This window comes from Steroidobacter sp. (assembly GCF_036402275.1).
Taxonomy (GTDB): Bacteria; Pseudomonadota; Gammaproteobacteria; order Steroidobacterales; family Steroidobacteraceae; genus Steroidobacter.
The window spans coordinates 231,322-257,856 of sequence record NZ_DASWTF010000013.1; the positions used below are offsets into that span (position 1 = coordinate 231,322).

Annotated in this window: 23 protein-coding genes and 1 tRNA gene; 14 read left to right on the forward strand and 10 right to left on the reverse strand. The window is 62.7% G+C overall.

Annotated features, from left to right (window positions below; genetic code table 11):
- Nucleotides 1–98: 98 nt before the first annotated feature.
- Both sufB and VGD45_RS05840 read right to left on the reverse strand, forming a co-directional pair.
- Nucleotides 99–1,556, reverse strand: coding sequence for a Fe-S cluster assembly protein SufB (gene sufB / locus VGD45_RS05835; protein ID WP_331154331.1), 1,458 nt, complete (start codon nucleotides 1,554–1,556; stop codon nucleotides 99–101).
- Between the two features lie 20 nt (nucleotides 1,557–1,576).
- The gene (locus VGD45_RS05840; RefSeq protein ID WP_331154332.1) at nucleotides 1,577–2,035 is read right to left on the reverse strand and encodes an SUF system Fe-S cluster assembly regulator; all 459 of its coding nucleotides are present in this window, start codon (nucleotides 2,033–2,035) and stop codon (nucleotides 1,577–1,579) included.
- Nucleotides 2,036–2,313: 278 nt separating this feature from the next.
- On the opposite strand from VGD45_RS05840, the gene VGD45_RS05845 reads away from it, so the two are divergent.
- From VGD45_RS05845 to VGD45_RS05880, 8 genes are all read left to right on the forward strand, one after another.
- A complete protein-coding gene (locus tag VGD45_RS05845; protein WP_331154333.1) occupies nucleotides 2,314–3,333 on the forward strand; it encodes a class I fructose-bisphosphate aldolase in 1,020 nt (339 codons plus the stop codon).
- A gap of 56 nt (nucleotides 3,334–3,389) precedes the next feature.
- Entirely contained in the window at nucleotides 3,390–4,241 is an 852-nt protein-coding gene (locus tag VGD45_RS05850; RefSeq protein ID WP_331154334.1) for an ABC transporter ATP-binding protein, read from the forward strand.
- Complete coding sequence (mlaE, locus tag VGD45_RS05855; protein WP_331154335.1) at nucleotides 4,238–5,005, forward strand: lipid asymmetry maintenance ABC transporter permease subunit MlaE; 768 nt, start codon at nucleotides 4,238–4,240, stop codon at nucleotides 5,003–5,005. Before VGD45_RS05850 ends, mlaE begins: the two co-directional genes overlap by 4 nt.
- Before the next feature lie 13 nt (nucleotides 5,006–5,018).
- Nucleotides 5,019–5,561 carry an outer membrane lipid asymmetry maintenance protein MlaD gene (gene mlaD / locus VGD45_RS05860; protein WP_331154336.1) on the forward strand — a complete coding sequence of 181 codons (543 nt, stop codon included), beginning with the start codon at nucleotides 5,019–5,021 and terminating at the stop codon, nucleotides 5,559–5,561.
- Nucleotides 5,558–6,226: an ABC transporter substrate-binding protein gene (locus tag VGD45_RS05865; protein ID WP_331154337.1), complete on the forward strand. Its 669-nt coding sequence runs from the start codon at nucleotides 5,558–5,560 to the stop codon at nucleotides 6,224–6,226. The genes mlaD and VGD45_RS05865 overlap by 4 nt, the downstream gene beginning before the upstream one ends.
- 8 nt (nucleotides 6,227–6,234) lie before the next feature.
- Nucleotides 6,235–6,570: an STAS domain-containing protein gene (locus VGD45_RS05870; RefSeq protein ID WP_331154338.1), complete on the forward strand. Its 336-nt coding sequence runs from the start codon at nucleotides 6,235–6,237 to the stop codon at nucleotides 6,568–6,570.
- 87 nt (nucleotides 6,571–6,657) lie between these two features.
- The gene (locus VGD45_RS05875) at nucleotides 6,658–7,788 is read left to right on the forward strand and encodes an aminotransferase class I/II-fold pyridoxal phosphate-dependent enzyme (RefSeq protein WP_331154339.1); all 1,131 of its coding nucleotides are present in this window, start codon (nucleotides 6,658–6,660) and stop codon (nucleotides 7,786–7,788) included.
- Between the two features lie 370 nt (nucleotides 7,789–8,158).
- Nucleotides 8,159–8,533, forward strand: a complete 375-nt coding sequence (locus VGD45_RS05880) for a hypothetical protein (protein ID WP_331154340.1) — start codon at nucleotides 8,159–8,161, stop codon at nucleotides 8,531–8,533.
- Nucleotides 8,534–8,576: 43 nt separating this feature from the next.
- Here VGD45_RS05880 and VGD45_RS05885 read toward each other — a convergent pair whose 3' ends face one another.
- Together VGD45_RS05885 and VGD45_RS05890 are read right to left on the reverse strand one after the other, a co-directional pair.
- Nucleotides 8,577–9,347 carry a VacJ family lipoprotein gene (locus VGD45_RS05885; RefSeq protein ID WP_331154341.1) on the reverse strand — a complete coding sequence of 257 codons (771 nt, stop codon included), beginning with the start codon at nucleotides 9,345–9,347 and terminating at the stop codon, nucleotides 8,577–8,579.
- A 121-nt stretch (nucleotides 9,348–9,468) separates the two neighbouring features.
- Nucleotides 9,469–10,974, reverse strand: a complete 1,506-nt coding sequence (locus VGD45_RS05890) for a M48 family metalloprotease (protein ID WP_331154342.1) — start codon at nucleotides 10,972–10,974, stop codon at nucleotides 9,469–9,471.
- Between the two features lie 345 nt (nucleotides 10,975–11,319).
- Between VGD45_RS05890 and VGD45_RS05895 the strand changes: the two genes are divergently transcribed.
- From VGD45_RS05895 to VGD45_RS05905, 3 genes are all read left to right on the forward strand, one after another.
- A complete protein-coding gene (locus tag VGD45_RS05895) occupies nucleotides 11,320–11,733 on the forward strand; it encodes a cupin domain-containing protein (RefSeq protein ID WP_331154343.1) in 414 nt (137 codons plus the stop codon).
- A 96-nt stretch (nucleotides 11,734–11,829) separates the two neighbouring features.
- A tRNA-Ser gene (locus tag VGD45_RS05900) sits at nucleotides 11,830–11,922 on the forward strand.
- An 80-nt stretch (nucleotides 11,923–12,002) separates the two neighbouring features.
- The gene (locus VGD45_RS05905; RefSeq protein ID WP_331154344.1) at nucleotides 12,003–12,269 is read left to right on the forward strand and encodes a hypothetical protein; all 267 of its coding nucleotides are present in this window, start codon (nucleotides 12,003–12,005) and stop codon (nucleotides 12,267–12,269) included.
- Between the two features lie 35 nt (nucleotides 12,270–12,304).
- Here VGD45_RS05905 and VGD45_RS05910 read toward each other — a convergent pair whose 3' ends face one another.
- From VGD45_RS05910 to VGD45_RS05920, 3 genes are all read right to left on the reverse strand, one after another.
- Nucleotides 12,305–13,903: a methyl-accepting chemotaxis protein gene (locus VGD45_RS05910; protein WP_331154345.1), complete on the reverse strand. Its 1,599-nt coding sequence runs from the start codon at nucleotides 13,901–13,903 to the stop codon at nucleotides 12,305–12,307.
- A gap of 99 nt (nucleotides 13,904–14,002) precedes the next feature.
- Complete coding sequence (locus VGD45_RS05915) at nucleotides 14,003–15,130, reverse strand: DJ-1/PfpI family protein (protein ID WP_331154346.1); 1,128 nt, start codon at nucleotides 15,128–15,130, stop codon at nucleotides 14,003–14,005.
- A gap of 83 nt (nucleotides 15,131–15,213) precedes the next feature.
- The gene (locus VGD45_RS05920; protein WP_331154347.1) at nucleotides 15,214–16,566 is read right to left on the reverse strand and encodes an amidase; all 1,353 of its coding nucleotides are present in this window, start codon (nucleotides 16,564–16,566) and stop codon (nucleotides 15,214–15,216) included.
- 96 nt (nucleotides 16,567–16,662) lie between these two features.
- On the opposite strand from VGD45_RS05920, the gene mltF reads away from it, so the two are divergent.
- Complete coding sequence (gene mltF / locus VGD45_RS05925) at nucleotides 16,663–18,090, forward strand: membrane-bound lytic murein transglycosylase MltF (RefSeq protein ID WP_331154348.1); 1,428 nt, start codon at nucleotides 16,663–16,665, stop codon at nucleotides 18,088–18,090.
- A 146-nt stretch (nucleotides 18,091–18,236) separates the two neighbouring features.
- Here the strand turns inward: mltF and tagH are convergent, their stop codons facing one another.
- Nucleotides 18,237–19,634: a type VI secretion system-associated FHA domain protein TagH gene (gene tagH, locus VGD45_RS05930; protein ID WP_331154349.1), complete on the reverse strand. Its 1,398-nt coding sequence runs from the start codon at nucleotides 19,632–19,634 to the stop codon at nucleotides 18,237–18,239.
- Between the two features lie 120 nt (nucleotides 19,635–19,754).
- On the opposite strand from tagH, the gene VGD45_RS05935 reads away from it, so the two are divergent.
- Together VGD45_RS05935 and purL are read left to right on the forward strand one after the other, a co-directional pair.
- On the forward strand, nucleotides 19,755–20,084 hold the full coding sequence (locus tag VGD45_RS05935) for a DUF1820 family protein (protein WP_331154350.1): 330 nt from the start codon (nucleotides 19,755–19,757) through the stop codon (nucleotides 20,082–20,084).
- Between the two features lie 87 nt (nucleotides 20,085–20,171).
- Nucleotides 20,172–24,074: a phosphoribosylformylglycinamidine synthase gene (gene purL / locus VGD45_RS05940; RefSeq protein WP_331154351.1), complete on the forward strand. Its 3,903-nt coding sequence runs from the start codon at nucleotides 20,172–20,174 to the stop codon at nucleotides 24,072–24,074.
- Between the two features lie 45 nt (nucleotides 24,075–24,119).
- Here purL and VGD45_RS05945 read toward each other — a convergent pair whose 3' ends face one another.
- Both VGD45_RS05945 and ettA read right to left on the reverse strand, forming a co-directional pair.
- Entirely contained in the window at nucleotides 24,120–24,773 is a 654-nt protein-coding gene (locus VGD45_RS05945; RefSeq protein ID WP_331154352.1) for a hypothetical protein, read from the reverse strand.
- 72 nt (nucleotides 24,774–24,845) lie between these two features.
- Nucleotides 24,846–26,522, reverse strand: a complete 1,677-nt coding sequence (ettA, locus tag VGD45_RS05950; protein WP_331154353.1) for an energy-dependent translational throttle protein EttA — start codon at nucleotides 26,520–26,522, stop codon at nucleotides 24,846–24,848.
- Between the last annotated feature and the right edge of the window lie 13 nt (nucleotides 26,523–26,535).

The following is a 26,535-nucleotide window of genomic DNA, read 5'->3' on the forward strand; positions in this document are numbered from 1 at the left end:
AGCAGCCATCCCTGGGGCCTCAGCCAGCCAGTACATCCGTGTACTGTCGTTCGCGCGGTCCGAGGACACGTTAAGTGTCCTCGGAAAGGCATCCGCGCTCACCCGACGGACCCCTCGAGGCTCACTGCGAGCAGGTTCTGAGCTTCGACGGCGAACTCCATCGGCAGCTCCTTGAACACGGCCTTGCAGAAGCCGTTGACGATCATGTTCACCGCGTCCTCTTCGGAGATGCCGCGGCTCAAGCAATAGAACAGTTGATCGTCACCGATCTTCGAGGTGGTGGCTTCGTGCTCGACGCTCGCGGTCGGCGTGCGGACTTCCATATAAGGGAAGGTGTGCGCGCCGCACTTGTCGCCCATGAGCAGCGAGTCGCACTGGGTGAAGTTGCGCGCGTTGATGGCGCTCGGCAGCACCTTCACCAGACCGCGATAGGCGTTCTGACCATGACCGGCCGAGATGCCCTTGCTCACGATCGTGCTGCGGGTGTTCTTGCCGATGTGAATCATTTTGGTGCCGGTGTCGGCCTGCTGATAATTGTTGGCCACGGCCACCGAGTAGAACTCGCCCACCGAGTTGTCGCCGGTGAGGATGCAGCTCGGATACTTCCAGGTGATGGCCGAACCGGTCTCCACCTGCGTCCAGCTGATCTTCGAGTCCGCGCCACGGCACTCGCCACGCTTGGTGACGAAGTTATAGATGCCGCCGCGACCTTGCTCGTCGCCCGGATACCAGTTCTGCACGGTCGAGTATTTGATCTGCGCGCCTTCCAGCGCGATCAGCTCGACGACCGCGGCGTGCAACTGATTCTCGTCGCGCATCGGGGCGGTGCAGCCTTCGAGATAGCTCACGTGCGAGCCTTCTTCGGCGACGATCAGCGTCCGCTCGAACTGGCCGGTCTTCGCGGCGTTGATGCGGAAGTAGGTGGACAGCTCCATCGGACAACGCACGCCCTTCGGCACGAACACGAACGAGCCGTCCGAGAACACGGCCGAGTTCAGGGTCGCGAAGTAGTTGTCCGTGTAGGGCACGACGCTGCCGAGATACTTCTCGACCAGCTCGGGATATTTCTGCACGGCCTCGGAGAAGGAGCAGAAGATCACGCCGGCCTTGTGCAAGCGTTCTTTGAACGTCGTGGCCACCGACACGCTGTCGAACACCGCATCGACGGCGACGCCGGCAAGCCGGGCGCGCTCGTGCAGGGGAATGCCGAGCTTGTCGTAGGTCTCGAGCAGCTTCGGATCGACTTCATCGAGACTCTTGGGCGCATCCGCCTTAGGTCTCGGCGCCGAATAGTAGGAAATCGATTGGTAGTCGATCGGCTGGATGCGCAGGTGCGCCCAGTGCGGCTCCTGCATGGTGAGCCAATGCCGGTACGAGCGCAGGCGCCAGTCGAGCATGAACTGGGGCTCGCCCTTCTTGCGCGAGATGAGACGAATGACGTCCTCATCCAAGCCGGGCGGAACGGTGTCGGATTCGATGTCCGTGACGAAGCCGTGCCGGTACTTCTGGGCGACCAGGGCTTCGAGGGTAGGATCGGTTTGCGGATTACTTGCCATTGTCTGAATCAGCGCAAAAGTTAATCGTGCGGAGCTCGCAGCCGGGTCAGCGGCACGGTGGTGGTGGTCACCCCGCGCTCGGAACCCGCCAGCTGCGCGAGCGAGATGTCGGTGAGCGCGCGGCGAATGGCGGCGTTGACCTTCTGCCAGGTATGGCCGACCGCGCACTGCGACTCGATGCCACAGGTGCTGTGGGAGCCGCTGCACTCGGTGATGGCGAAGGGGCCTTCGAGCGCATCCAGGATGCGGGCCGCGGTGATTTCACTGGGTGGCTGTGCCAGTTGATAGCCGCCGTGGCTGCCGCGCGTCGACACGACCAGGCCGCTCCGTTGCAGCTTTTTCAGCAGTTTGCTGACGGTGGGCAGACCGATATGGGTGGCCTCGGCGACTTCCGCGGCCGTCCACAAGCGCTCCGGCTGCCCCGCGAGGCGGGCCAGGATCACCGTGCCGTAGTCGGTCAGCTTGCTGATGCGAAGCATGGCGGTTCCAGAGATAGGGAAGGAGGAAATGGGACCATTCTAGTCCCAATACAACCCCCTGACCATCCTGGTGCCAAACTTGCTCAGTCGCTGTGGGCATGGAACCCGTCGCGACGGGGCGTAGTCCAACGTTGTCGTTCCGCTACAACAAGGGCGTCCGCAGAGAAGGGAGGCGATTTGCTATTCTACGCGCCCCATAACTTGAGGCTTGCCGGCCGGGCTGACGCCCGCGAGGCGTAGGGTCGCGCGCAAGCTCACCCCTGAAGGCGGAGGATCGTATGAATCGCAGTGAACTCGAATCGATTGCGCGCGCAATGGTTGCTAAAGGCAAAGGCATCCTGGCGGCCGACGAATCCGGCGGCACCATCAAGAAGCGCTTTGACAGCATCCAGCTCGAATCGACCGAGGAAGCGCGTCGCACGTATCGCGAGCTGCTGTTCACCACTCCGGACGTGGCGAACTACATCAGCGGCGTGATTCTTTACGACGAGACCATTCGCCAGAAGACCAAGAGCGGCACGCCGTTCGCGGAGCACCTGACCAAGCTCGGCATCGTCCCGGGCATCAAGGTCGACATGGGCGCCAAGCCGCTGGCCGGCTTCCCGGGCGAGACCATCACCGAAGGTCTGGACGGTCTGCGCGAGCGCCTGGCCGAGTATCACAAGCTGGGCGCGCGCTTCGCCAAGTGGCGCGCGGTCATCGACATCGCCAAGGACATTCCGAGCCAGTTCGCGATCGAAGCCAACGCGCACGCGCTGGCCCGCTACGGCGCGCTCTGCCAGGAAGCGAACATCGTTCCGATCATCGAGCCGGAAGTGCTGATGGACGGCGATCATTCCATCGAGCGCTGCGAAGAAGTGACCAGCGCCACGCTCGAGGCGGTGTTCGAGCAGTTGCATTCACACCGTATTCATCTCGAAGGCATGATCCTGAAGCCCAACATGGTCATCTCGGGCAAGAAGAACACCTCGCGCGCGGGTCGCCAGCAAGTTGCCGAAGCCACGGTGCGCACGCTGAAGCGTTATGTCCCGAGCGCCGTGCCGGGCATCGCGTTCCTCTCCGGCGGCCAGAGCGCCGCGGAAGCCACCGAGCACCTCAGCCTCATGAACAAGATCGGCAATCTGCCGTGGGAACTGACGTTCTCGTACGGCCGTGCTCTGCAGGATGAAGCGCTGAAGGCGTGGGCTGGCAAGCAGGAAACGTTCGCGGCCGGCCAGAAGGCGTTTGCTCGTCGCGCCAAGTTGAATGGCATGGCGCGCAGTGGCAGCTACACTGCTCAGTCCGAGCAGGCCGCCTAAGGCAGGGCTAATGATGGGCGGCGACAATGCATCGTGTGTTCACCTCGGGGTCATGAATGGTCTCTGCTGTTAGCACCCCTGCGTCGTCCGCCCAATCTGCCGCCGTCACCGAATCGCTCATCGAGATTCGTGATGTGCATTATTCGGTCGGCGGCAGATCGATCTTCTCCGGCCTGAATCTGTCGATTCCGCGCGGTCGGATCACCGCGCTCATGGGACCGAGCGGCACCGGTAAAACCACTCTGTTGCGTTTGATCACCGGCCAGATCAAGCCGACGCGCGGCCAGATCACGTTCGACGGCATCGACGTGTCGTCGCTCAAGACCAAGGAGCTGTATGCCCTGCGCCGGCGCATGGGCATGCTGTTCCAGAACGGCGCGCTGCTCACCGACATGGATGTGTTCGAGAACGTCGCGTTCCCGTTACGCGAGCACACCGATCTTCCCGAACCTTTGATTCGTAACGTCGTGCTCACCAAGCTGCAGGCCGTGGGCTTGCGGGGCGCTGCGCGGTTGATGCCATCGGAGTTATCGGGTGGCATGAATCGCCGTGTCGCGCTCGCGCGCACGATGGCGACCGATCCCGAAGTGCTCATTTATGACGAGCCCTTCACCGGTCTCGATCCGATTTCGATGGGCATGATCGTGCGCCTGGTGCGTCATATGAATAACGCGCTGGGCATCACCAGCATCGTGGTGTCGCACGACGTGAAGGAGCTCACCGAGCTTTCCGACACCAGCTACATCATCGCCGCCGGCAAGGTCGCCGCGTCCGGCGAGCTCAAGGACCTGAAAGGGCATCAATCCGACATCGTCAACCAGTTCGTCAACGGACTGCCCGACGGTCCCGTGCCCTTTCACTATCCGGCGGCTGATTATCGGCAGCAGTTGCTGGCGGACTCCGAATGAAACTACTGCGAGAGCTGACGGGTAACGCGTTCGATTTCGCCGGGACCGTCGGCGGCGTTACCTTGTTTCTCGGTCGCCTGCTCGGGCAGATACCGCGCGCGCTGCTGCGGCCGTCGCTGATCGTCGCGCAGGTCCACAATACTGGCGCCTTGTCGCTCGTCATCATCATGACTTGCGCCTTGTTCGTCGGCGCTGTGCTCGGCTTGCTGGGCTACGACACACTACTGCGCTTCGGTTCCGAGGATGCGCTTGGCACCGTGGGCGCGCTGGGCCTGGTGAAAGAGCTGGGTCCCGTCGTGACCGCATTGTTGTACGCCGGTCGTGCGGGTACGGCGCTCGCTTCCGAGCTCGGCCTGATGCGCGCGACCGATCAGCTGACCGCGATGGAAATGATGGCGGTCGATCCGATGCGCCGTGTAGTCGCGCCACGCTTCCTCGGCGGCCTGATCGCCATGCCGCTGCTGACGGTCATCTTTATCGCGATCGGCATCTTTGGCGTGCAACTGGTCGGCGTGCAGAACTTCGGCGTGGACTCGGCGTCGTTCTGGTCGCAAATGCGCGCTAGCGTGGAGTTGAACGATGTTGCCGAAGGCGTGATCAAGGGCTGTGTATTCGGTTTCGCGTGCAACTTGATCGCGGTGTACGAAGGCTACACCGCGCATCCCACCGCCGAAGGCGTGGGCCGCGCGACCACCCGCACCGTGGTGATTTCGGCGGTGCTGACATTGATGCTGGATTACATGATCACGGCTGTGATGCTGTGATTGCGGAGCGAATATGCAAGCGACACGCACTGTAGAAATTTCGACCGGATTGTTCGTGCTGTTGGGATTCGCGGCACTGTTCTTCATGGTGACGCAGATCACCAACCGTGATCTCACGGTCGACGGCGCTAGTTACGACGTGACCGCGCAGTTCGAGAACATCGGCAGCCTCAAGCCTGGCGCCGCGGTCTCGATGGCGGGCGTCACAGTGGGCCGCGTCGATTCCATTACCTTCGACCAGAATGTCTACAAAGCGGTTGTGAAAATGCGGATCGCCTCCAATTTCAACCGTATTCCGAATGACAGCGATGCAGCCATCATGACTTCGGGCCTGCTGGGCGGGCAGTACATCGGCATCACGGCGGGCGGCTCTGAGGAGTTCCTGAAAAACGGCGACCGCATCGAACTGGTGCAGGACGCGCTGGTGCTGGAGAACTTGATCAATCAGCTCGTCGCCAGCTTCATGGGGCGGCGTGACGAGAACAATTCGGGCGGCAACTCGGGCGGAGAGTCCGGCGAGGGCGCCCAGACCAAGACGGAGGAAGCGAAGCAATGAATCTCTTCGTGAAGCAGACTCGTAGAAATATTCTTTCGGCCGGGTTGTCGCTGGTTGCGACACTGGGCCTGTTCGCAGGCGGCGCGCATGCGCAGGATGCCTCGACGCTCGGACCGCAGGAGCTGGTGTCCAAGGTCGCGAACGACACCTTGAAGGATCTCGACGCGAATCGCGCCGAGTACGCCAAGAACAAGGGCAAGGTGCGCGAGCTGGTCGACAAGAACATGCTGCCGTACTTCGACACCGCCTATGCGGCGCAGCTGGTGCTCGCGAAGCACTGGCGCACGGCGACGCCGGAGCAGCGCAAGCGCTTCGTCGAGGCGTTCTATCAATCGCTGTTGCAGAACTACGGCGAGGCGCTGCTGGAGTTCACGCCGGATCGTTTGAAGATCCTGCCGTTCCAGGGCAACCCAGCGGACAAGGTGGCCACGGTGCGCACCGAGATCCGTCGCGACAACGGCAGCCGCGTACCGGTGAACTACTCGCTGCGTCAGACGGAGAAGGGCTGGCGCGCTTATGACGTTCAGATCGAAGGCGTGTCGTACGTGAAGTCGTTCCGTACGGACTTCGGCGCTGAGATCGACCAGAAGGGTCTCGAGGCCGTGATTCAGCGGCTCGAGCAGCAGGTCGCCAGCGGCACGGTCAAGAAGCCGACCGCGGCCTGAGTATCTCGATGAACGCGAAGCCCGCGACAACCCCGGGTCCCGCCAAACTTGAAGCGCTCGCCGACGGGCGCTTCAAGGTTTACGGCGCGCTCAACGCCGAGACCGTGACCGAGCTGCTCAAGCGCAGCGAGGCGGCGTTCAAGGGCGCGGTTTCCCTCGAGATCGATCTCGCCAATGTTCCGGAAGGCGACAGCGCCGGCCTGGCGCTGATGATCGAGTGGCTGCGGCTGGCCAAGCAGCGTCAGCAGACCATTCATTTCAAGAACGTGCCCGAACAGATCGCGGCGCTGGCGCGCATCAGCGAAGTCGCGGATCTGCTCGACTGCGGCGCTAAACCCTGCTGATTTCCTAGTTTCTTCCCTGGGACGTTTCCTACCGCCGTTTGCGGGCAGGTGGGTTCATAATGGGGCTCTCCGTTGCCGGGTGCCCCGATGCTCGCTCACGTCGATCCTTTCCACGCCATCACCATCAGCCGTCTCGCTCATGAGCTGCAGGCTCAGGGCCGATCGGTCATTCACATGGAGTTCGGCCAGCCCTCCACGGGCGCGCCTCGGGCGGCGATCGCGCGGGCTCATCAGGTGCTCGATTCGGATCCCATGGGTTACTGGGAGAGTCCGGCGCTCAAGGCGCGGCTGGCCCGGCACTATCTGGAAACTTACGGGGTCAAGGTCGAGCCCGAGCAGTTCGTTCTCATGTGCGGGGCTTCGCCCGCGCTGACGCTCGCGTTGAGCTCCACATTCTCCGCCGGCGATCGCATCGCGCTGGCCCGGCCGGGGTATGTCGCCTATCGCAACACGCTGCGAGCGCTGCATCTCACGCCGGTTGAGATTTCGTGCGGGCCTGAGTCGCGATTTCAGCTGACGGCTGCCGCTTTGGGGGCGCTCGATCCGGCGCCTCAAGGTGTGATCGTTGCGAGCCCTGCCAATCCGACGGGCACCATCATCGTTGCTTCCGAACTGGAGGCGATCGCGCGCGTCTGTCGCGAGCGGAATATCACCATCATTTCTGATGAGATCTATCACGGCCTGAGCTACGTGGCTCCCGCGCGCTCCATGCTGGAGTTCGAGCCCAAAGCGCGCGTCGTCAACAGCTTCTCCAAATACTTCAGCATGGTCGGCTGGCGGCTCGGCTGGCTGCTCGTGCCGCCGGAACATCAGGCTCGCGCTCGCGCCTTCATGGGGAACTTGTTTCTTACGGCGCCTTCGCTGAGTCAGCACGCTGCGTTGGTGGCGCTCGATTGTCGCGAAGAGCTGGAAGGTCACGTCGCGACCTACGCGCGCAATCGCGAGTTACTACTCGAGGCTCTGCCGCGCCTCGGCCTGACTCACATCGCCCCGCCCGATGGCGCCTTTTACATCTACGCCAACGTCGGCCACCTCACCAACAACAGCCTCGACCTCTGCCTCTCCCTTCTCCGCGACACCGGCGTCGCCACAGCAACCGGCATCGACTTCGACCCCGTTGAAGGCCACCGCTACATGCGCCTCAGCTTCGCGGTATCTACCGCGGAAGTTAAAGATGCAATCGCGCGCATGCAGTCATGGTTCGCGCGCCGCGCGTGAGGCGCGAGCTTGGGATTGAGCGACGTTTGGGGGTAGGAGCAAAGAGATTGGCGGTCTAAGAGGATGCTGGCTAAGGACAGTTCCCAACGCCTGTCCTCAAACCATTCGGTGCCTTGAATGAGTGCGACGGCTGAAATTCAAAAACGTCCCCCGCGTCGCATGCCCGGCCTTCCAGCGCACATTCAGGAATATCTGTTATGCGTTTTGTTTCATCTACTCCTGCCGTTTCTGCCAATCCTCATAGAATGGGTCGTCTCCGCTAGCATCAGTCAGCAAACGATACTGCTATTCCTAGCAGTCTGTCCGTTATCGATCGGTGTTAGTTCGCGCAGTCGGCGCCATTCTGGGAATTCGGCTAAGGTAGTGGGTTATGCAAGCAGAAATCCTGATGTCTGTTGCATCGGCCGTTGCGGCAATTATTGGAGTCGCCTGTAGCATTGCCTCGATCAAACATAAATCTGAGGCGGAGCAGCAATTTCTCGATATCCTGGCAAAACGAGAATCGGTCGTTCGGTTGCATCACCTCCGCGATCAGATAGTGCGCGATGGAGTGGCAACGACCAAGGAGTTGCAACGGCTCATCGACGCATTGGATGCCGAGAGTGAAAGATTGTCCGAAGAGCATCGTCGCCTAATCATCGAAGGTCTCCATCAGCCGTCGATGCGCGGGCGAGCCAGGTACGTCGCGAAGCTGATGGATAAAGCCGGAATAGGATCTGGCGCAATCCCGACCGTGACCGAGTAGGCGCGCCGGAACTGTTCGGGCGCGCCTCGGGCAAAGCCTACTGTTACTGCTGCGGCGGCTGAGGCGCTTCGGGCTCTTCGGTTTCTTCCGGCTCTTCGCCCATCACGTCTTCGAGGGTTTCCGGAGGGGGATTGCCGTCGAAGATGTTGTATTCGCGCTGTTGGACCCACGCGTCGCGGATGAAGACGTACGGGTCGTAAGTGCGCTGTAACGTTTCATCCAGCGGCAGCAGTTCCGAGCGGCTGTGGACGACGTTGATCACGCGGTTGCCCCATTCGGCTTCCCAGGGAAGGTCGGTGTACTGCAGCGGGTTGGTGAACCAATCGAACACGCGGGCCGGGGCGTCGCGCATGGTGGAGGGGCCGAGCAGGGGCAGGTTGATGAACGGGCCGGAAGAGACACCCCAGAAGGCCAGGGTCTGGCCGAAATCCTCGTCGTTCTTTTCCAGGCCGAGCGGTGTGGCGACGTCGAAGATGCCGGCGACGCCGAGGGTGCTGTTGATCAGGAAACGCCCGGTGTCCTTGAAGCCCAGCGCCCACTTGCCCTGCAGGAACTGGTTGATGAAGGTGCCGGGGTACTCGAGATTGCTCAGCACGTTGCCGATGCCGGTGCGGACGAACTGCGGCGTGACCTTGCGATAGCCCTTGGCCACCGGCTTCAACGCCGCTCGATCCAGCGTGTCGTTGAATTTGTAGACGCCGCGATTCCAACCCTCGAAGCTCTCTTCGTTGGTGGTGCGGCCCGGCGCGCTGGCGCAACCGGCGACGGCGAGCGAGGCAAGCAGCAGGGGCGCGGCGCGCAATGACTTGGACATGCGTCGAGGATCCTTCAGGCGACCAGTATTGTTGCGACCAAGATAGGTAGACGGCGCGCGCCGGAAAAGCAATCGGTACGCGGGGCCAGGATATTGCACACCTGGCGAAACGAGGATTGTATCAATTTGCGCGACGGCCGCCGTTGCTCGCTTCGATGGGGCGACGGGCGGCTCGCTTGGGCAATGCTTGCTGGATTTCGTCCAGACGGGCTTCGAAGCGGGCGCGCTGCACCTCGGAGATCTTCGGCACCGCCAGCGCCAGCTGCAGCTGATTGACCGCCAGCAACAGGTCGCCGCTCAGGATGTGATACTCGGACATGTAGTAGTACGAGTCCGCCACGTCGCCGGCGGCGTTCGCCGCGAGGGCAGTGAGCTTTGCTTGCTCGGGCGTGGGCGGCACCGTGTTGAACAGGTCGAGCAGAATCTCGTGCGCCTGCTTGGCGTCGCCCTTTTGCATCAATGTTTCGGCGTACCGGATGGTCACCGCCACGTTGCGCGGGAACAGCTCGCGAGCGCGCTTCAATGTTTGCAACGACGCGTTGCCATCGCCGGCCTGCAACTGCGCCTGGCCGAGCGCGGTGTGGTACTGGAGCATGGTCGGATCGGCGGCGCGCAGCCGCTCGAAGATCGGCACGGCCTTGGCGGGCTGACCAGCCATCATCAACGCCAGCGCCTGACCGTAAGTCTGCGCCGAAGTCGCGTCCGGCTCGTTGTTGATGGTCGCCGCGTAATACGAGCGCGGATCCTCGCCGGCAGGCGTCGACAGCACGCGCAAACGCTCGCGTGTCAGCGCATAACTCAAACTCTGGGGCGCAGGAGTTATATCCAGCTGAGCCGCACGCTCTTTGGTTTCGGCGATACGGTTGCTGCTCACCGGGTGCGTGCGAAGCATCTCGGGCATGTTCAATTCGCTGCTGCCCGCGAGCCGGCTCATTGTCTCGAAGAATGCGGGCATGCCGTTTGGATCGAAGCCCGAGCGGGCCAGAATGCCCAGTCCGACTCGGTCCGCTTCGGTTTCGTTGGAACGCGTGAAGCTGATCTGTTGCTGGATGGCCAGACTCTGCGCCGCTGCCACGCCGGCCATCGCGGCGTCGCCACCGCCCGCCGCCGCACCGACCAGAATGGCCGCGAGCATGGCCGCCGTCGACACGAGGCTCGAACGACTTTGCGCGGCGATGCTGCGAGCGATGTGTCGCTGTGTAACGTGAGCAATTTCGTGCGCCAGCACGCCGGCCAACTCGCTCTCGTTCTCGGTCTTCAACAACAGCCCGGTGTTTACGCCGATGAACCCGCCCGGCAACGCGAACGCATTGATGGCATTGTCCCGGACCATGAAAAAGTTGAAGCGTTGCGAGCCGTCGTGCGCCTGGCTGGAGAGCTTGTAACCCAGCGTGCGGATGTACTCGGTGACTTCCGGATCCTCGAGGATCTGATCCTGGTCGCGCAGACCACGCACGATCATGCGGCCGATCTGATACTCGTCCTCCAGGGTCAGCATGGCCTGCGCCGGGCTGCCGATGTCCGGCAAATCCTCCGGGTCGGCCGCACTCGTGCCCCCGACCAGAACCAGGGACGCCAGGGTGGCGCACAACAGCGCCTTGAGCTTGGAGCAGGTGGGGATTTTCACAACGAGCAGTGTGGTGCCGGCCGGGAAGGCTGTAAAGCGTCACAACTTCGACCTTAATGGCCGCTGTACGTTCATCGCTGACGCAAAATTCGCGACAGCTCAGTGAGTTGGCGTCGCCCCACGGCCACGGCTCGCGGTGGTTCGCAGAGGCGGTCCCGACGCGGGCCGCGCACCAGACTGAGGATGTTCCGGCTCGCACGGGGCGAATATTCGCGGCCCGTTCGGCCACCGGATTCCCACGGCTCGCACCTGTCGCAGGTGGGCGTCAGTCGATTTCGTGCGGCGATTGTCACAACCGGCGGGCCTGGCTCGTCTGATGGCCATTCCTCCAACAGCGAGCACACCATGAAAAAGACAGCGTTACTGATGACGATCGGGGCCATCGCGGCCAGCGTGCTGGTGACCCAGTGGGCCCCGGCCGCTCAGCAGGCGCAGGCAGAAGTAAAGGAGCTCATGACCAGGGAGCTGACCGATCTGCCGGGCAAGGAAGGCAAGATGATCACAGTCACGTACCCGCCGGGTTACGTCGGCGCGATCCATCGGCACGATGCGCACGCTTTCGTCTACGTGCTGGAAGGCTCGATCGTCATGCAAGTGAAGGGCGGCCCGGAGCAGACCCTCGGCGTGGGCCAGACCTACTACGAAAACCCCGCCGACATTCACCTCGTGGGCCGCAATGCGAGCGACACCAAGCCCGCCCAGTTCGTGGTGGTGCTGGTGAAGAACAAGGGCGCGCCGGTGACCATCCCGGTGCGCTGAGCCTGTCGGGCGCCTTCGGACGAGTTTCTTGGCCAGAAGGCGACACGAACCCCTTTCTAGCGGGGGGCGACTCCATTAGAATGCCGCGCCCCGCACGGAGAGGTACCGAAGCGGTCACAACGGCACCGATTCGAAATCGGTTGAGGGCATTACGTCCCTACGAGGGTTCGAATCCCTCCCTCTCCGCCAAATTAAAGAAGCCCTCGCAAGAGGGCTTTTTTAGTTTGCGGCTCGGGAAGGCGTCGGCCAGCGATCGCGTGAGCACGACCATGAACAAGAGCATCTATCTTCGGCATGAGGGCTACACATACATCCGCGTGGAGCCTACGGATATCGGCCGTGAAATGGAGAACCTCAAGCTCACGATTCAACTCGCACGCGCGAGGATCGTTGAAGTCAAGGGCGGGCTGAACGAGCTGGAAGAGAATTCGACGCAATATGAGGATCGGATGGATGAGGTCAACGATCTGGAAATGCTGATCGAAGACAGCAATGCGCGCTTCGAAAAGCTGCTGAATATCCCGCAACAGGAATGATTTCCGAACGTAACCGAATGGCGGCCAAGCGCCGCTCAAGCGGCTAGCGCAGTTTCATGAAGCGACGCCGTCTGTGGAGCCCGCACCGGCGACACCGGCGCTGCCGACCGTGACTCGACGCTGAAGAACCCGACGGCCGCGAGCAAGTGCCGCGTTTGATCGGACATCGAGTTGGCGGCCGCGGCCGCTTCCTCGACCAGCGCGGCGTTGCGCTGGGTCACTTCGTCGATCTGCCCCATGGCGCGGTTGACCTGGTCGATGCCTGCCGACTGCTCCTCGGTCGCCGCCGAAATCTCCGCGACGATCTCGGCAACTTTTTTCACGCTCTCCATGATTTCGGTGATGGTCCGACCGGATTCGTCGACCAGAGAGCAGCCGGCCGTGACTTTCTCGACGGATTCGCCGATCAACCCTCTGATCTCGCGAGAAGCGCCGGCGCTGCGCTGAGCGAGGTTCCGGACCTCCGATGCGACCACTGCGAAACCCTTGCCCTGTTCGCCCGCGCGAGCTGCTTCGACGGCCGCGTTGAGCGCAAGCAGATTGGTTTGAAATGCGATCTCGTCGATGACACTGATGATCTCGGCGATCTTGCGACTCGACGCGTTGATCTCGTTCATCGCAGTCACGGCGCGGGTGACCACCATGCCTCCCTTGTCGGCCTGACCGCGCGCGCTGAGCGCGAGCCGGTTCGCTTCGCGGGCGTTGTCGGCATTTTGTTTCACGGTCGCAGTCATTTGTTCCATGCTCGCGGCCGTTTCCTCCAGCGCCGCAGCCTGTTCCTGCGTGCGCTGACTCAAGTCGTCGTTACCGTCCGCGAGCTGACGCGCCGTCGCACCGACTCGATCGGTCGCACCATGCACCGTGACGACGATGTCCGAGAGCTTTCGATCCATTCCTTGCAACGTTTCGAGCAGTGCGCCGAGCTCGTCGCGCCGCTCGATGTTTATTTCGCGCCCCAGCTCGCCGCGCGCTATGCGGCCGATTGCTGCGGACAAACGGGTGATGCCTGCAGTAATGGCGCGAACGATGGTCGTCGATGCGGCCAATGCGACGAGCACGGCAACGAACAGAAGCACGAGCGTCATCATTTTCGAACGTGCGAGCATGCGGGCCGCATCGTTCTCGGCGCTCTGCGTAGTGCTTTGGATCCGATCGCTCACGTTGGACATCTGCTCTTCGAGATCTTCGAAGGACGTCATGAACGTGGGCATCAGACTGCGGGCCCGCGCCTGGTCGGTGGCAGCCGCTTCGAAAATGGACTCGGCGTTTGCGATATAAGCCTGGAGCGCCGGCCTCACCGCGGCAAGCGCGGCCTTGGTTTCGCCCGTGGCGAGTCGATCGTTCTGATCCAGGACCTCACGGAAGTGCTGAACGTGCTCGTGGAGCGAGTCTTTGGCTTTGTCGTAATCGGCCGGCGATTCGGCCAGCAGGGCTGCGAGCACATCTGCACGCAAGGCATCGTGCATCATGTCGCCCTCGATGTGATTGCGTAGCGTGCGGCTCGTGAGCACGACGTCCGCGAGCGAGTCACCGGCAACCGAAAGATCGTAGCGCGCAGTCAGGCCGAGCACGGTCATCAGCGCCAGCATCAGCGCGACCAGCGCGTACAACCGTGACCGAATCGACATCAGCATAGCAAGACCCCCGCGTTTCTCTTCACGCAGCTATCGGCCGCCGCCGTCGGAACATTCTGCGACCGGCGGAGAATTCAGGGTTCGCCTTAGGTGTCGGTCTTAGGGTCGCGACTGGTTCGAGCAGTCCGGTCGGCCGGCGTATTCGAGCTCCATCGAGACCCACTCCTGGCGCGCTTCGCCGAAGCGCGAGCCGATCTCGCACAGGGTGCGGTCGAGTTGCTGGATGGGTTTGAGCTCGGCGGTCAGCGGCAGGCGAGGGGCGTCATCGGGGGCGGGCTCGGGCAAGAGAGTGAGTCCGCTGCGGAGTTGCACTGGATTCGGCGCGGCGGCTGCGACTGTGATGTGCCCAGTACGCGACCACGCGTCGGCGGTGAAGGCGAGGGAGATGTCGTCCATGCCGTTCTGAACGTCGACGCGCCATTGCTCGTCGCGCCAGAACGCAAGTTTGTTGAGGATGAAGCTCAGGCCGCGAGTGAAGTTGAGACCGAACAGAGAGCTGTCGTGGACGGGTGTCCACGAGTCCACGCCGAATTCGGATGCGAGCGTCTGCGCTTTGTCACGTCCGCCGATGGCTTCGATCAGCGCCAGCATGGTCGGCACGGACGCCGTGATGCCGGTGGTCGTGGCGATGTTGTCGTCGAGCACGTAACGCTGATGAGGCACGTACTCAGCGCTCGGGTGGTTCTCGATCAACTCATCGCGGTAATACCAATGCGTGGTGAAGCGGCGCTGATCGAGGAGCCCCGCATTGCCCACGACCAGTCCGCCGGCGCAGATGCCGATGATTCGTGCGCCCCGATCCGACTGTTGTTTCAGCCAGGTTGTGATCGTGGCGTCGTTGTTGTTACTCATGGCGGGAACGATTACGTAATCCGCGCCGGACGGATACGTTTTATCGAAGCCGGCGAGATCCTGAGCCACTTCGACCTGCAGAGCGGGATATAAAGAAACACGCCCGGCGCGCGGGGCCACGGCGTGCACTTCGGCGATGTCGGCACGTTGCAGAACCGCGTGCGTCAGCAGGAAGTCCGTGATCTCGGTGCCTTCGTTCAGCGCAACGACTGCGATGACCGGCCTGCCTTCGCGGCGCGGCTTGATGGCATCGATAAAGGCTTGTGCCTGCTGTTCGAGCGCCGCGCTATCGGCGGGAGGGGCGGGTGGCACATCGGAGCCGCAGCCTGCCAGTGCGAACACGGCCGCCGTGGCCAGTGAAAGAAGCTTATGCATGCGCTCTCCGAATCCGTCGACGAGAAAGTCGCAATCGCTCCGGCGAATATCATACAAGCAGCGCCGTGCTCACAAGCGCTGGCTCAAATATTTTGTGTCTTTTTGAGCGAGGCCTCGGCGGCCTGCGCGATGGCCAGCAACCGTTCATCGCCGCCGCGTCGACCGATCAGCATCAAGCCCACGGGGGCGTCGCCCTGGCGATGCACGGGTAAAGAGATGGCGCAGCGATCCAGGAAGTTGGCCAGAGAGGGATTACGCAGCACCAGGCTGTTGAGCCGGATGTAGTCGGCGTCCTGTTCGAACGCGGCCATGGGCGGCGGGATGATCGGCGTCGTGGGCAACACAAGTGCATCGAAGTCGGTCGTCACCTGGTCGACGGCGTCGATGATCTCTGCGCGAGCATCGTGCGTCTCGCGCACGTCCTGATCCGTCGGATGGCGCGCTTTGAGGATTCTGTTTGCGACGCGCGGGTCGTATCGATCCCGGAAGCGTTCGAGAAACGGGCGATGCCACGCGTACGCTTCCGGGGTGGCAAGCCCACCTCGCGAATTGATTTCAGCGATACGCAACAACTCTGTGAGCGGCCCACGTGAAATCGTCGCGCCTGCGCGCGAGAGATCGCCGATGCCACGCTCGAAAGTCTTGGCAACGTGCTCATCCATGTCATTCAAAACAAGTGACGTTGGCAGGAGCAGACGAACGTCGCGAAGAGAAACATCGGCAAGTGGGCGAGGTGTGACGCCGCGCAAGATCGCATCCAACGTCGCACAGCACGCCACGCTGTTCGCGAGCGGGCCAATCGAGTCGAGCGAGTGAGCCAGTGGAACGACGCCATCCCGCGGCACGCGATGAGCGGTGGGTTTGAAACCGACGATGCCGCAGAACGCCGCCGGGATGCGGCATGAACCGCCGGTGTCCGTTCCCAAGGCGGCAGCTGCCATGCCGTCCGCGACGGCGACGGCGCCACCCGATGTCGATCCGCCGGGAATACGACGAGTCGCGCGATCGAACGGACTGGCGGGCGTGCCGTAGTGTGGATTCAGCCCGAGACCGGAGAACGCAAACTCGGTCATCGTGTTGCGGCCGATGAATATGAACCCGGCGGCGCGCAGGCGTGCGATCACCGGAGCGTCGCGCAGCGCTGGCGGCTCATTTTCCAGAATGCGTGAGCCGGCGCGTGTGACTTCGCCAGCGATGTCGAACAGATCTTTGATGGATAGGGGAATGCCTGCAAACATCGGCAGCGCTTCCCCCGCCGCGCGCTTTCGATCGATCTCGTCGGCCTGGGCTCGCGCCGCTTCCGTTGCCACGGTCATGAAAGCTCTTGCGCCTTCGCCGTTTGGATCGGCGATGCGGTCAAGCGCCTGGTCAACGAGTGCGCGGGCCTGGATCCGGCCGCTTGACAGTGCTTGTGAGAGGTTGGCAAGGGTTTGCATTAGGGGAGTCTCTCACAGTAGCCCGTATGCGACATTGCTCCGGGGCCGGCTTTCGGGTCCAATGCCGGGCCTCGCGGGTTGCCACTTGGAGGCGGGTTGAAGATCACCCTCGCCATTATCGCTATGCTGCTGTTGGGTACGTGCTCCCAGCCGCCGAGCGTCATGGAGCAGATATTGCGCAGCGGAGAACTGCGTGTGGTGACCCGCAACCTTCCGAGCGCTTACTACCTGGGCGCCGATGGCCCGCAGGGGCCCGAATTCGATCTCGCCGCCCGATTTGCTGCTGAGCTGGGCGTCAAGCTCTTCATTTATTCCGTGCCCAACGTGGCGGACGCCATGCGCGAGCTCGAATCGCGCCGTGCGCACATCGCGGCGGCGGGTTTGACGCGCGGCTTGCGCCTGCCGCCGCAGACGGGGTTTGGCCCGCCGTATCAACAGGTGCGCGAGCATCTGATCTTTCGTCAGGGTGATTCTCGTCCGCGGCGGCTCGATCAAACCTACGACAGTCACATCGAAGTCGTCGCCGGGAGCGCGCATGCCGCGACGCTCGAGCAATTGCGCGTTCATTACGCCAATCTGAGTTGGGTGGAGAACCCGGCCGTCGAGACCGAAGAGTTGTTGTATCGCCTGTCCCGGCGCGAGTTCGACTACACGGTCGCCGATTCGAACGAGTTCGCCATCGGTCGCGCCTTTCATCCCGAGATCCGGATTGCATTCGATCTGTCGGGCGGCAAGGCGCTCGCGTGGGCCGTCGATGCGCGCGATCCGACGTTGCTGAAGCGAGTCACGGCGTTCTTTTCTTCTGCGCGCGCCGAGGGCAGGTTGGCTTCGATTCTGGATACGTATTACGGCGGCACGGATCGTTTCGATTACATCCAGGCCCGCGTGTTCATGGAGCACATCGAGTCGCGGCTGCCGCAGTACCGGCACTGGTTCAAAGAGGCGGCCGACGAGGTGGGGATCGATTGGCGGCTGCTCGCGGCGGTCGGTTATCAGGAGTCACATTGGGATCCGAACGCCACTTCGCACACCGGCGTGCGGGGCTTGATGATGCTGACGGAAGAAACGGCGCAGTCGCTGAATGTGGGCGATCGACTCGATCCGCGGGCGAGTATTTTTGGTGGCGCGCGATATTTCGTCTGGCTGCGTAATCAGATTCCGAAGCGCATCCTGGAACCGGATCGCACCTGGTTCACGCTCGCTGCCTACAACGTCGGCGTCGGACATTTGGAGGACGCACGCATCCTCACGCAGATGCATGGCAAGGATCCCGATTCTTGGAATGACGTGCGTGAGCATTTGCCTTTGCTGACGCAGGCCAAGTGGTACACGCGTGTGAAGCGAGGTTATGCGAGAGGTTGGGAGCCTGTGCGCTTCGTGGAGAATATCCGCGGCTACATCGATATCTTGGATTGGGTTGCGACGGACAGCGGCCCGGCCGCGCAGCGTGACGCGAAGCCAACCGTCACCACGACGAGCACCACCGCGCCGCCGCCGAACGGCATGCTCACGCCTCGGCGATAAGACCCCCACCCCAACCCCTCCCCTGCTGGGGGAGGGGCTATGGATTTTTATAAAAAAGGTATTTTTCTTTCTCAGCAGAGGAAACAGCGGCTGAAATGATTTTGCCGCTGGAGAAGCCGCACGGTTGAGCGCGCGGCTTCGAGAGGTTAGCGCTTCTTCTGCGCCGCCTTCTCAGCGTACGTGCGCGCCAGTTCTTCGGCGAACAGCGTCGGCAGGTTCTGCTCGTTGCGCTGATTCAGCACGTGATAGAACTCGGTGTACAGGTCCCAGTATTTCATCTTGTTGGCCGCGCCAAGCAGCGCGCCGCGTTTCAAGCCGCGGTCGAACTTTTCTTGCAACTCACCCGGCTCGATGCGGTTCATCACTTCGTCGATGGCGGCCTGGATGGCGCCCGAGAGCGCCTGCTGATGCCCGCGCAGATCGGCGAATGAATCGCGAATCGCTTCAACAGGGCCGAGATAGCGAGTGTTGCTGTGTCCGTCGAACAGTTTGAGCAACGCCTCGTCGACGCTCGCCGAGAACTTCAGCGGATTGTTGTCGACCGGTTGAATCTGTGTCTGGCTCAAGCGCAGGCGGTTCTTTTGATCCGCGCGGCCTTTGAGCACATCCATCAAACCGAGCACGACTTCGCGCGTCATCTGGCCGGCCAGCTGCAGCAGCGCGTGCTGCGTTTCCAGCGGCAGTGACGATGGGTCGATGCCAGCGCCACGACAGAATGCTTCCACGCCATTGGCCGGCTCCAGCGTGCCGCCGCCGTCGGTGGCGCGGCGAGCCGGGGTCGGAGCAGGTTTTTCCGCGGGGCGCGCGAGCGAGCCCGGATTGGTCAACGCCTGCAGCGACTTGCGATCGTACGGCTGGGTCTGCATCTGCCAGTCGTCCGGTTTACGACCAGGCGTGATGGTCCGCTGTTCGGGTTCGTCCGGGTTGTCCAGCAGCGAGGTGAAACCGCTGCGGGTCGGGCGGCTGGGGATGCCGGGTCGGGTGGTCTGCAGGTCGATGCCGAGCGCCTTGTTGAGGTCCAGCAGGCTCGGGCTGGACCCGCCACCGCTGGCAGCGGGCGCCGGCTTCGGCGGATCGACCGGCTTCATGGCCGCGTCGCTCAACAGGTCGGTGAGATCGAGCTCCTCGCCCAGGTCCACTTCGGGCTCGGGCGAGCCGCGGCGGGCAGGGGCGCGCACCGGCGCCGGCATCTGGCCGCTCGCGTCCGAGGGAAAATCGTTGCGCTCGTCGATGCTGACGATGATTTCATAATCGCCGAGCCGGAGCCGGTCGCCATCTTTGAGTGCGTAGGCACCCTCCACCGAGGCGGGCACGTCGGACCCGTTTATGAAGACGCCGTTGGTGCTGGTATCCTCCAACACCCATTGGCCGGCGCGAAACTCCACCTTGCAGTGGTGGCTGGAAATGTAGCGATCCGGGTCGGGGAGGATCCAGTCGTTGTCCGCGGCACGGCCGATCCTTCCGCCGGTGACGCCGAACAGGCGCGAGCTGCGCTTGCCGAGCGCCTTGTAGTGATCGCTGATGATGCGGAGTTTCAGTGCCATTTCAGGGTCAAAACTGACCGGAACTTAGGAGATTGCCTTACGCGCTCGTGCCGCCGGACGATGCATGTGACATATGACATAGCCCGGCACGCAGCGTACCAACCAAGGCCCAACAGCAAGATGGCAGCCAGTCACATTTTCAAGGTCGTTTTTGTCAACCAGGGCAAGGTCTATGAAATCTACGCCCGCAAGGTGAGCCATGGCTCGCTGTTCGGCTTCATCGAAGTCGAGGAGCTGGTGTTTGGCGAGCGTTCCGCCGTGGTGGTCGACCCCACCGAAGAGAAGGTCAAAGCCGAATTCGAAGGCGTGAAGCGCACTTATCTGCCCATGCACTCGGTGCTGCGCATCGACGAGGTGCGGCAGCAGGGCGTGAGCAAGATCAGCAACTTCGAAGGCTCCAACGTCACGCCGTTCCCGATGCCGGTGTATACGCCGGGCGACAAGAAGTAGCCTGCCCGGAACCGGGCAGCACCCTCCGCAGAACGGGCCGATTTCCGGTATGATTCGCGCCCGTTCCGCTGCCCCCCGTCGCAATACATGCTGACACTGTCTGGCGCGCCTGCTCTTTCCGATTTCCGTACCGCTCGCCTGCTTGCCGCTCTCCGTTCGCGAGTCCCTGCCGTCGAGTCTCTCACCACGCGCTTCACGCACTTTGTGCAGGCGCCACGGGAGCTTACGGCCGATGAACGGCGCGTCCTCGACGCGCTGCTGACCTACGGGCCGGCGCAGCCACCCGCGCCCCCAGAGGCATCCGCCCAACTCATCGTCGTGATTCCGCGGCCGGGCACGATCTCGCCCTGGTCGAGCAAGGCGACCGACATCGCGCAGGTGTGTGGATTGCAGGCAATCGAGCGCATCGAGCGCGGTATCGCTTACTTCGTGCGCGGCTCGTCGCCGCTGTCGGCAGACGATCTCAAAGCGATGGCGCCGGCGCTCTACGACCGCATGACCGAAGCGGCGGTGTTTTCCTACGACGATGCGGCTCAATTGTTCGATCATCAGTCGCCGCGACGTCTGAACACTGTGCCGCTGCTGGCGCAGGGGCGGGACGCGTTGGTCAAAGCGAACGAATCGCTCGGCCTGGCGTTGTCGCCGGACGAAATCGATTACCTCGCCGACAATTTCAAGAAGCTGGGCCGCGACCCGACCGACGTCGAGTTGATGATGTTCGCGCAGGCCAACTCCGAGCACTGCCGTCACAAGATCTTCAACGCGGACTGGATCATCGACGGCGAGCGGCAGCCCAAATCGTTGTTCGCCATGATCAAGAACACGTACGCGAAGAATTCGCGTGGCGTGCTCTCCGCCTATCGCGATAACGCCGCCGTCATCGAAGGTCCGGTGGGCCGCCGCTGGTTCGCGGACGTGAACGATCACCAGTACGAGTTCAACGACGAGCCCATCGACATCCTGATGAAGGTGGAGACTCACAATCATCCGACCGCGATCTCGCCGTTCCCTGGCGCGGCGACAGGCTCGGGTGGCGAGATTCGAGATGAAGGCGCGACTGGCCGCGGCGGCAAGCCGAAGGCGGGTCTCGCGGGATTCTCCGTATCTCACTTGCGCATTCCCGGCTTCGAGCAGCCGTGGGAGAAAGATTTCGGCAAACCGGGGCGCATTGCTTCGGCGCTGGACATCATGATCGACGGCCCGCTCGGCGCGGCCGCGTTCAACAACGAGTTCGGCCGGCCGAACATCCTCGGCTATTTCCGCACGTTCGAATTGGAAGGTCAGTCATCGAGTGGGCGCGCCACGCTGCGCGGGTATCACAAGCCCATCATGATCGCCGGCGGCGTCGGCAACGTGCGTCGCATGCACGTGGAGAAGTCGGAGATTCCTCCGGGCTCGAAGATCGTCGTGCTCGGCGGCCCCGCGATGTTGATCGGCCTGGGCGGCGGCGCCGCTTCGTCCGTCGGCAGCGGCGCGAGCACGGAAGATCTGGATTTCGCGTCCGTGCAGCGAGGCAATCCCGAAATTCAGCGCCGCGCGCAGGAAGTCATCGATCAGTGCTGGGCGATGGGCGAGAACAATCCCATTCTGCTGATTCACGATGTCGGCGCGGGCGGCCTGTCGAATGCGATTCCCGAATCGGTCGCGCACAGCAGCGATCGCGGCGGCCGCATCGATCTTCGCACCGTGCCGTCGGTCGAGCCCGGCATGTCTCCGGTGGAAATCTGGTGTAACGAGGCGCAGGAGCGCTATGTGCTGTTGATCGCCGCCAAGGATGTGAAACGTTTTGCCGAGCTGTGCGAGCGCGAGCGCTGTCCGCACTCCGTTGTCGGTGAGATCACCAACGACGGCTGGCTGAAGGTGGGCGATCCGTTGCTGAAAGATCCGCCGGTGGATCTGCCGCTCAACGTGATGCTCGGCAAGCCGCCGAAGATGACGCGCGATGTGAAGCGTCTGCCCCCGCTGGGGGATGACTTCGCCGGCGCCGGGCTGCATGTGCCCGACGCGGCTTATCGCTTGCTGCGCTTCCCGGCCATTGCCGACAAAACATTCCTCATCACGATTGGCGACCGTACGGTTGGCGGCTTGATCAGTCGCGACCCCATGGTCGGTCCGTGGCAGGTGCCGGTCAGCGACGTCGCTGTGACCTTGAGCGATTACACGTCAAAGACGGGTGAGGCGATGGCGATGGGCGAGCGCACGCCGCTCGCGTTGCTCAATGCGCCGGCATCGGGTCGCATGGCGGTTGCCGAAGCCGTTACAAACATTGCCGCAGCCGATGTCGCCGCGCTCGATCAGGTGCGCCTGTCCGCGAACTGGATGGCTGCGTGCGGCGAGCCCGGTGAAGATGCTGATTTGTACGCTACCGTGAAGGCGGTGGGCGAGGAGTTCTGCCCGGCGCTCGGCATCACCATTCCCGTCGGCAAAGATTCGCTGTCGATGAAGACCATCTGGCAAAGCGACAAAGGCACGCGCCGCATGGTCGCGCCGCTGTCGCTGATCGTCTCGGCGTTCGCGCCGGTGCGCGATGCCGGTCGCACACTGACGCCGCAATTGCGGCCGGAGATCGACAGCTCGCTCGTGCTGATCGATCTCGGCGCGGGTCGCGATCGTCTCGGCGGCTCATGTCTCGCGCAGGTGTTCGGCAAGCTCGGTCACGAGGCGCCGGATTGTGACGATCCCAAAGTGCTCGCGAATTTCTTCGCGGCCATCGTGGAGTTGCGGGCGGCCGGGTCCGTCATTGCCTACCATGATCGCTCGGACGGTGGTTTGTTTGTAACGCTCGCCGAGATGGCCTTCGCGGGTCATTGCGGGGTGGACGTCGATCTGGGCGTCGAAGTGCGCGATCCCAACGCCGCGTTGTTCAGCGAAGAGTTGGGTGCGGTGCTGCAGGTTCGCACGGGCGATGTTAAGTCCGTGCTGGGCGTGCTGGATCGCCACGGCCTCGCGACGATGAGTCGGGTCATCGGCAAGGTGACGAAGGACGATCGCGTGCGAATTCGTTCGGGCGGCGATGCGCTGCTGGATGAGACGCGCACCAACCTGCATCGCGCGTGGTCCGAGACCAGCTTCCGTATGACGAAGCTGCGCGATAATCCGCAGGGCGCGCAGGAGCAGTTCGAGACCGTGACGGATCCGAACAATCCGGGTCTGAACGTCAAGCTCGGTTACGATCCTAAGCAGGACATCGCGGCGCCGTTCATTTCCAAGGGCACGCGTCCGAAGGTGGCGATCCTGCGCGAGCAGGGCGTGAACAGTCACGTCGAGATGGCAGCTGCTTTCCATCGCGCCGGCTTCTCGCCGTTCGACGTTCACATGACCGATCTGGTCGCCGGTCGCTTCGATCTGAACGATTTTCGCGGCATGGTCATCTGCGGCGGCTTCTCGTATGGCGATGTGCTGGGGGCGGGCGAGGGTTGGGCGAAGTCGATCCTGTTCCACTCGCAGCTGCGCGATTCGTTCACCAAGTTCTTCTATCGGCCTGAGACGTTCTCGCTCGGCGTTTGCAACGGCTGTCAGATGATGGCGGCCTTGCGCGAGCTGATCCCGGGCACCGAACATTGGCCGAAGTTCGTGCGCAATCGTTCGGAGCAGTTCGAAGGGCGCTTGAGCCTGGTGGAAGTGGTGAAGTCGCCGTCGCTGTTCTTCGCCGGCATGGAAGGCTCACGCATGCCCATCGCCGTCGCGCACGGCGAGGGTTACGCCGACTTCGCGGGCCGCGGCAACATCGATGCGCTGATCGGCGCGAATCTCATGTCGCTGCGTTTCGTCGATAACAACGGCAATGCGACGGAACGTTATCCCGCGAACCCGAACGGCTCGCCTCGCGGCCTCACCGGCATCACGACGCCGGACGGCCGCGTGACGCTGCTGATGCCGCATCCGGAGCGCGTGTATCGCACGCTGCAAAACTCCTGGCGCCCGGACGGTTGGGGCGAGGACAGCCCGTGGATGCGAATCTTCAGGAATGCTCGGGTGTGGGTGGGATAACGCCGCCGCAGGTTTTACTTTCAGCTCGCCGCTGGCCCGGAAAAGTTACTTCCAACTGCCGGCGGCCTGCTGAGCGGCGGCGTTCACGGGCCGAGCAATCAGCCCGGACTGCGTGATCGAAACTTCATAGCGCGCGCCATCTGACATCGGCATGTAAGCGGCGTTGCCATACACCGCATCCACGAACGGCAGGCGGTCGGGCTTGTCGAGCGTCATCTGCCACAGATCCAGGCCAGGATTCTCCGAGAGCCCGTACACGGTGCGCTCGCCGGTGCGTTCCTGCTCGATGTTTCTATAGCGGCCGCTGACCCGCTCCAGACGATATTGGGCGTCCAAGCCGAACAAATTCGCCCAGCCTTTCCATTTCAAAACGCGAGCGTCGAGCTGCCACTCGTCGCCCGCCAACACGAACATCTGGATTTCGCCGTTGGGCACTTGAGTGAGCGTGGCGTTGAAGGACTGCGGGCCCCGCTGCTGGAACACGATCTCCGCCACCGGACGCTCGTGAGTCAGACGAGCGTAGGTGTGCAGATTCAAAGAAACGACGAACAGCAGCGCGGCGACGGCGAGCAACAACGAGCCCATCACGGCGCTGCCGCCAGCAGCGAGGAAGCGCGCCCGGAACAGGCGCTGACACGCGAGTATCAGCAGCAACAGTCCGAAGATCGCGATGACCAGAATGACTGCGTCGGATATCACGGGCTAACAACCTCCCATGTCAGCGAGCCTTGCGATCGCCGCGCCTCTCATCCGGCCGCGCCCGTCGCTGCCTCACGCATCCAGCTTCTTGTAGCGGATGCGATGCGGCCGATCGGCATCTTCGCCCTTACGACGTTTGAAATCCTCGACGTACTCGGCGTAATTGCCTTCGAACCAGGTGACTTCGGAGTTGCCTTCGAAGGCCAGGATGTGGGTGGCGATGCGATCCAGGAACCAGCGATCGTGCGAGATCACGATGGCGCAGCCTGGGAAGCCCAGCAGCGCTTCTTCCAGCGCGCGCAGCGTTTCCACGTCCAGATCGTTGGTCGGTTCGTCGAGCATCAGTACGTTGCCGCCGCTCTTCAGCACCTTCGCGAGATGCACGCGATTGCGCTCACCGCCCGACAGCTCGCCGATCAGCTGTTGTTGTTGCGTGCCGCGGAAGTTGAAGCGGCCCACATAGCCGCGTGACGCGGTTTCGTAGTTGCCGACTCTGATCATGTCGAGGCCACCGGAGATTTCCTGCCACACCGTGTTGCTATCGGTGAGCGACTGACGCGATTGATCCACGTACGCCAGCTGCACCGACGGACCAATTCGGATCTCGCCCGAATCTGGTTTTTCCTGGCCGGTGAGCATGCGGAACAGCGTGGTCTTGCCGGCGCCGTTCGGGCCGATCACGCCGACGATGCCGCCGGCCGGCAAGTTGAAGCTCAGGTTGTCGAACAGCAGCCGATCGCCGAAGCCTTTCTTGAGATTCTTGGCTTCGATCACCAGCTCGCCCAGGCGCGGGCCGGGCGGGATGTAGATTTCGTTGGTCTCGTTGCGCTTCTGGAATTCCTGCGAAGCGAGCTCCTCGTAGCGCTGCATGCGGGCCTTGCTCTTGGCCTGGCGCGCCTTGGGATTCGAGCGCACCCACTCCAATTCGCGTTCCAGCGTCTTGCGCAGGCCTTCCTGCTGCTTCTCTTCCATCGCGAGGCGCTTTTCCTTCTGGTCGAGCCAGGAGGAGTAATTGCCTTGCCAGGGAATGCCGTGGCCGCGGTCCAGTTCCAGGATCCAGCCGGCGACGTTGTCCAGGAAGTAACGATCGTGCGTGACCGCGATGACGGTGCCGGGATATTGCTCGAGGAAACGTTCCAGCCACGCCACCGACTCGGCGTCGAGATGGTTGGTGGGCTCGTCGAGCAGCAGCATGTCCGGTTTGGACAGCAACAAGCGGCACAGAGCGACGCGACGGCGCTCGCCGCCGGAGATCTTGGTCACATCCGCGTCCCACGGCGGCAGGCGCAAGGCGTCGGCCGCCACTTCCAGCGTGCGCTCCAGTTCCCAGCCGCCCTTGGCGTCGATGGCGTCCTGCAGCTTGGCCTGCTCCTCGAGCAGTTTGTTCATTTCGTCCGGATCGAGGTCGGGATCGGCGAACTTGTCGCTCACCGCGTTGAAGCGGTCGATCAGCGATTGCACGTCGCCCACGCCTTCGAGCACGTTGCCGCGCACGTCCTTGTTGGGATCGAGCCCGGGCTCCTGCTTCAAGAAGCCGATCTTGATGCCCGGCTGCGGACGTGCCTCGCCGTCGATCTCCTTGTCCTCGCCCGACATGATGCGCAGGAGCGTGGATTTACCCGAGCCGTTCAAGCCGAGCACGCCGATCTTGGCTCCGGGAAAAAACGACAGGGAGATGTCCCGCAGGATGACGCGCTTGGGCGGCACCACCTTGGAGACGCGATTCATGGTGTAGATGAATTGGGCCATGGCTTACCGGGTC

Coding starts and splice junctions, on each gene's coding strand:
- mlaE (WP_331154335.1), top strand. CDS start 4,238: ATGAAACTACTGCGAGAGCTGACGGGTAACGCGTTCGATTTCGCCGGG.
- VGD45_RS05885 (WP_331154341.1), bottom strand. CDS start 9,347: ATGTCCAAGTCATTGCGCGCCGCGCCCCTGCTGCTTGCCTCGCTCGCC.
- VGD45_RS05920 (WP_331154347.1), bottom strand. CDS start 16,566: ATGCAAACCCTTGCCAACCTCTCACAAGCACTGTCAAGCGGCCGGATC.
- VGD45_RS05845 (WP_331154333.1), top strand. CDS start 2,314: ATGAATCGCAGTGAACTCGAATCGATTGCGCGCGCAATGGTTGCTAAA.
- VGD45_RS05915 (WP_331154346.1), bottom strand. CDS start 15,130: ATGCATAAGCTTCTTTCACTGGCCACGGCGGCCGTGTTCGCACTGGCA.
- tagH (WP_331154349.1), bottom strand. CDS start 19,634: ATGGCACTGAAACTCCGCATCATCAGCGATCACTACAAGGCGCTCGGC.
- ettA (WP_331154353.1), bottom strand. CDS start 26,522: ATGGCCCAATTCATCTACACCATGAATCGCGTCTCCAAGGTGGTGCCG.
- VGD45_RS05895 (WP_331154343.1), top strand. CDS start 11,320: ATGAAAAAGACAGCGTTACTGATGACGATCGGGGCCATCGCGGCCAGC.
- purL (WP_331154351.1), top strand. CDS start 20,172: ATGCTGACACTGTCTGGCGCGCCTGCTCTTTCCGATTTCCGTACCGCT.
- VGD45_RS05870 (WP_331154338.1), top strand. CDS start 6,235: ATGAACGCGAAGCCCGCGACAACCCCGGGTCCCGCCAAACTTGAAGCG.
- VGD45_RS05905 (WP_331154344.1), top strand. CDS start 12,003: ATGAACAAGAGCATCTATCTTCGGCATGAGGGCTACACATACATCCGC.
- VGD45_RS05935 (WP_331154350.1), top strand. CDS start 19,755: ATGGCAGCCAGTCACATTTTCAAGGTCGTTTTTGTCAACCAGGGCAAG.
- sufB (WP_331154331.1), bottom strand. CDS start 1,556: ATGGCAAGTAATCCGCAAACCGATCCTACCCTCGAAGCCCTGGTCGCC.
- VGD45_RS05875 (WP_331154339.1), top strand. CDS start 6,658: ATGCTCGCTCACGTCGATCCTTTCCACGCCATCACCATCAGCCGTCTC.
- VGD45_RS05880 (WP_331154340.1), top strand. CDS start 8,159: ATGCAAGCAGAAATCCTGATGTCTGTTGCATCGGCCGTTGCGGCAATT.
- VGD45_RS05910 (WP_331154345.1), bottom strand. CDS start 13,903: ATGCTGATGTCGATTCGGTCACGGTTGTACGCGCTGGTCGCGCTGATG.
- VGD45_RS05850 (WP_331154334.1), top strand. CDS start 3,390: ATGGTCTCTGCTGTTAGCACCCCTGCGTCGTCCGCCCAATCTGCCGCC.
- VGD45_RS05865 (WP_331154337.1), top strand. CDS start 5,558: ATGAATCTCTTCGTGAAGCAGACTCGTAGAAATATTCTTTCGGCCGGG.
- VGD45_RS05840 (WP_331154332.1), bottom strand. CDS start 2,035: ATGCTTCGCATCAGCAAGCTGACCGACTACGGCACGGTGATCCTGGCC.
- mlaD (WP_331154336.1), top strand. CDS start 5,019: ATGCAAGCGACACGCACTGTAGAAATTTCGACCGGATTGTTCGTGCTG.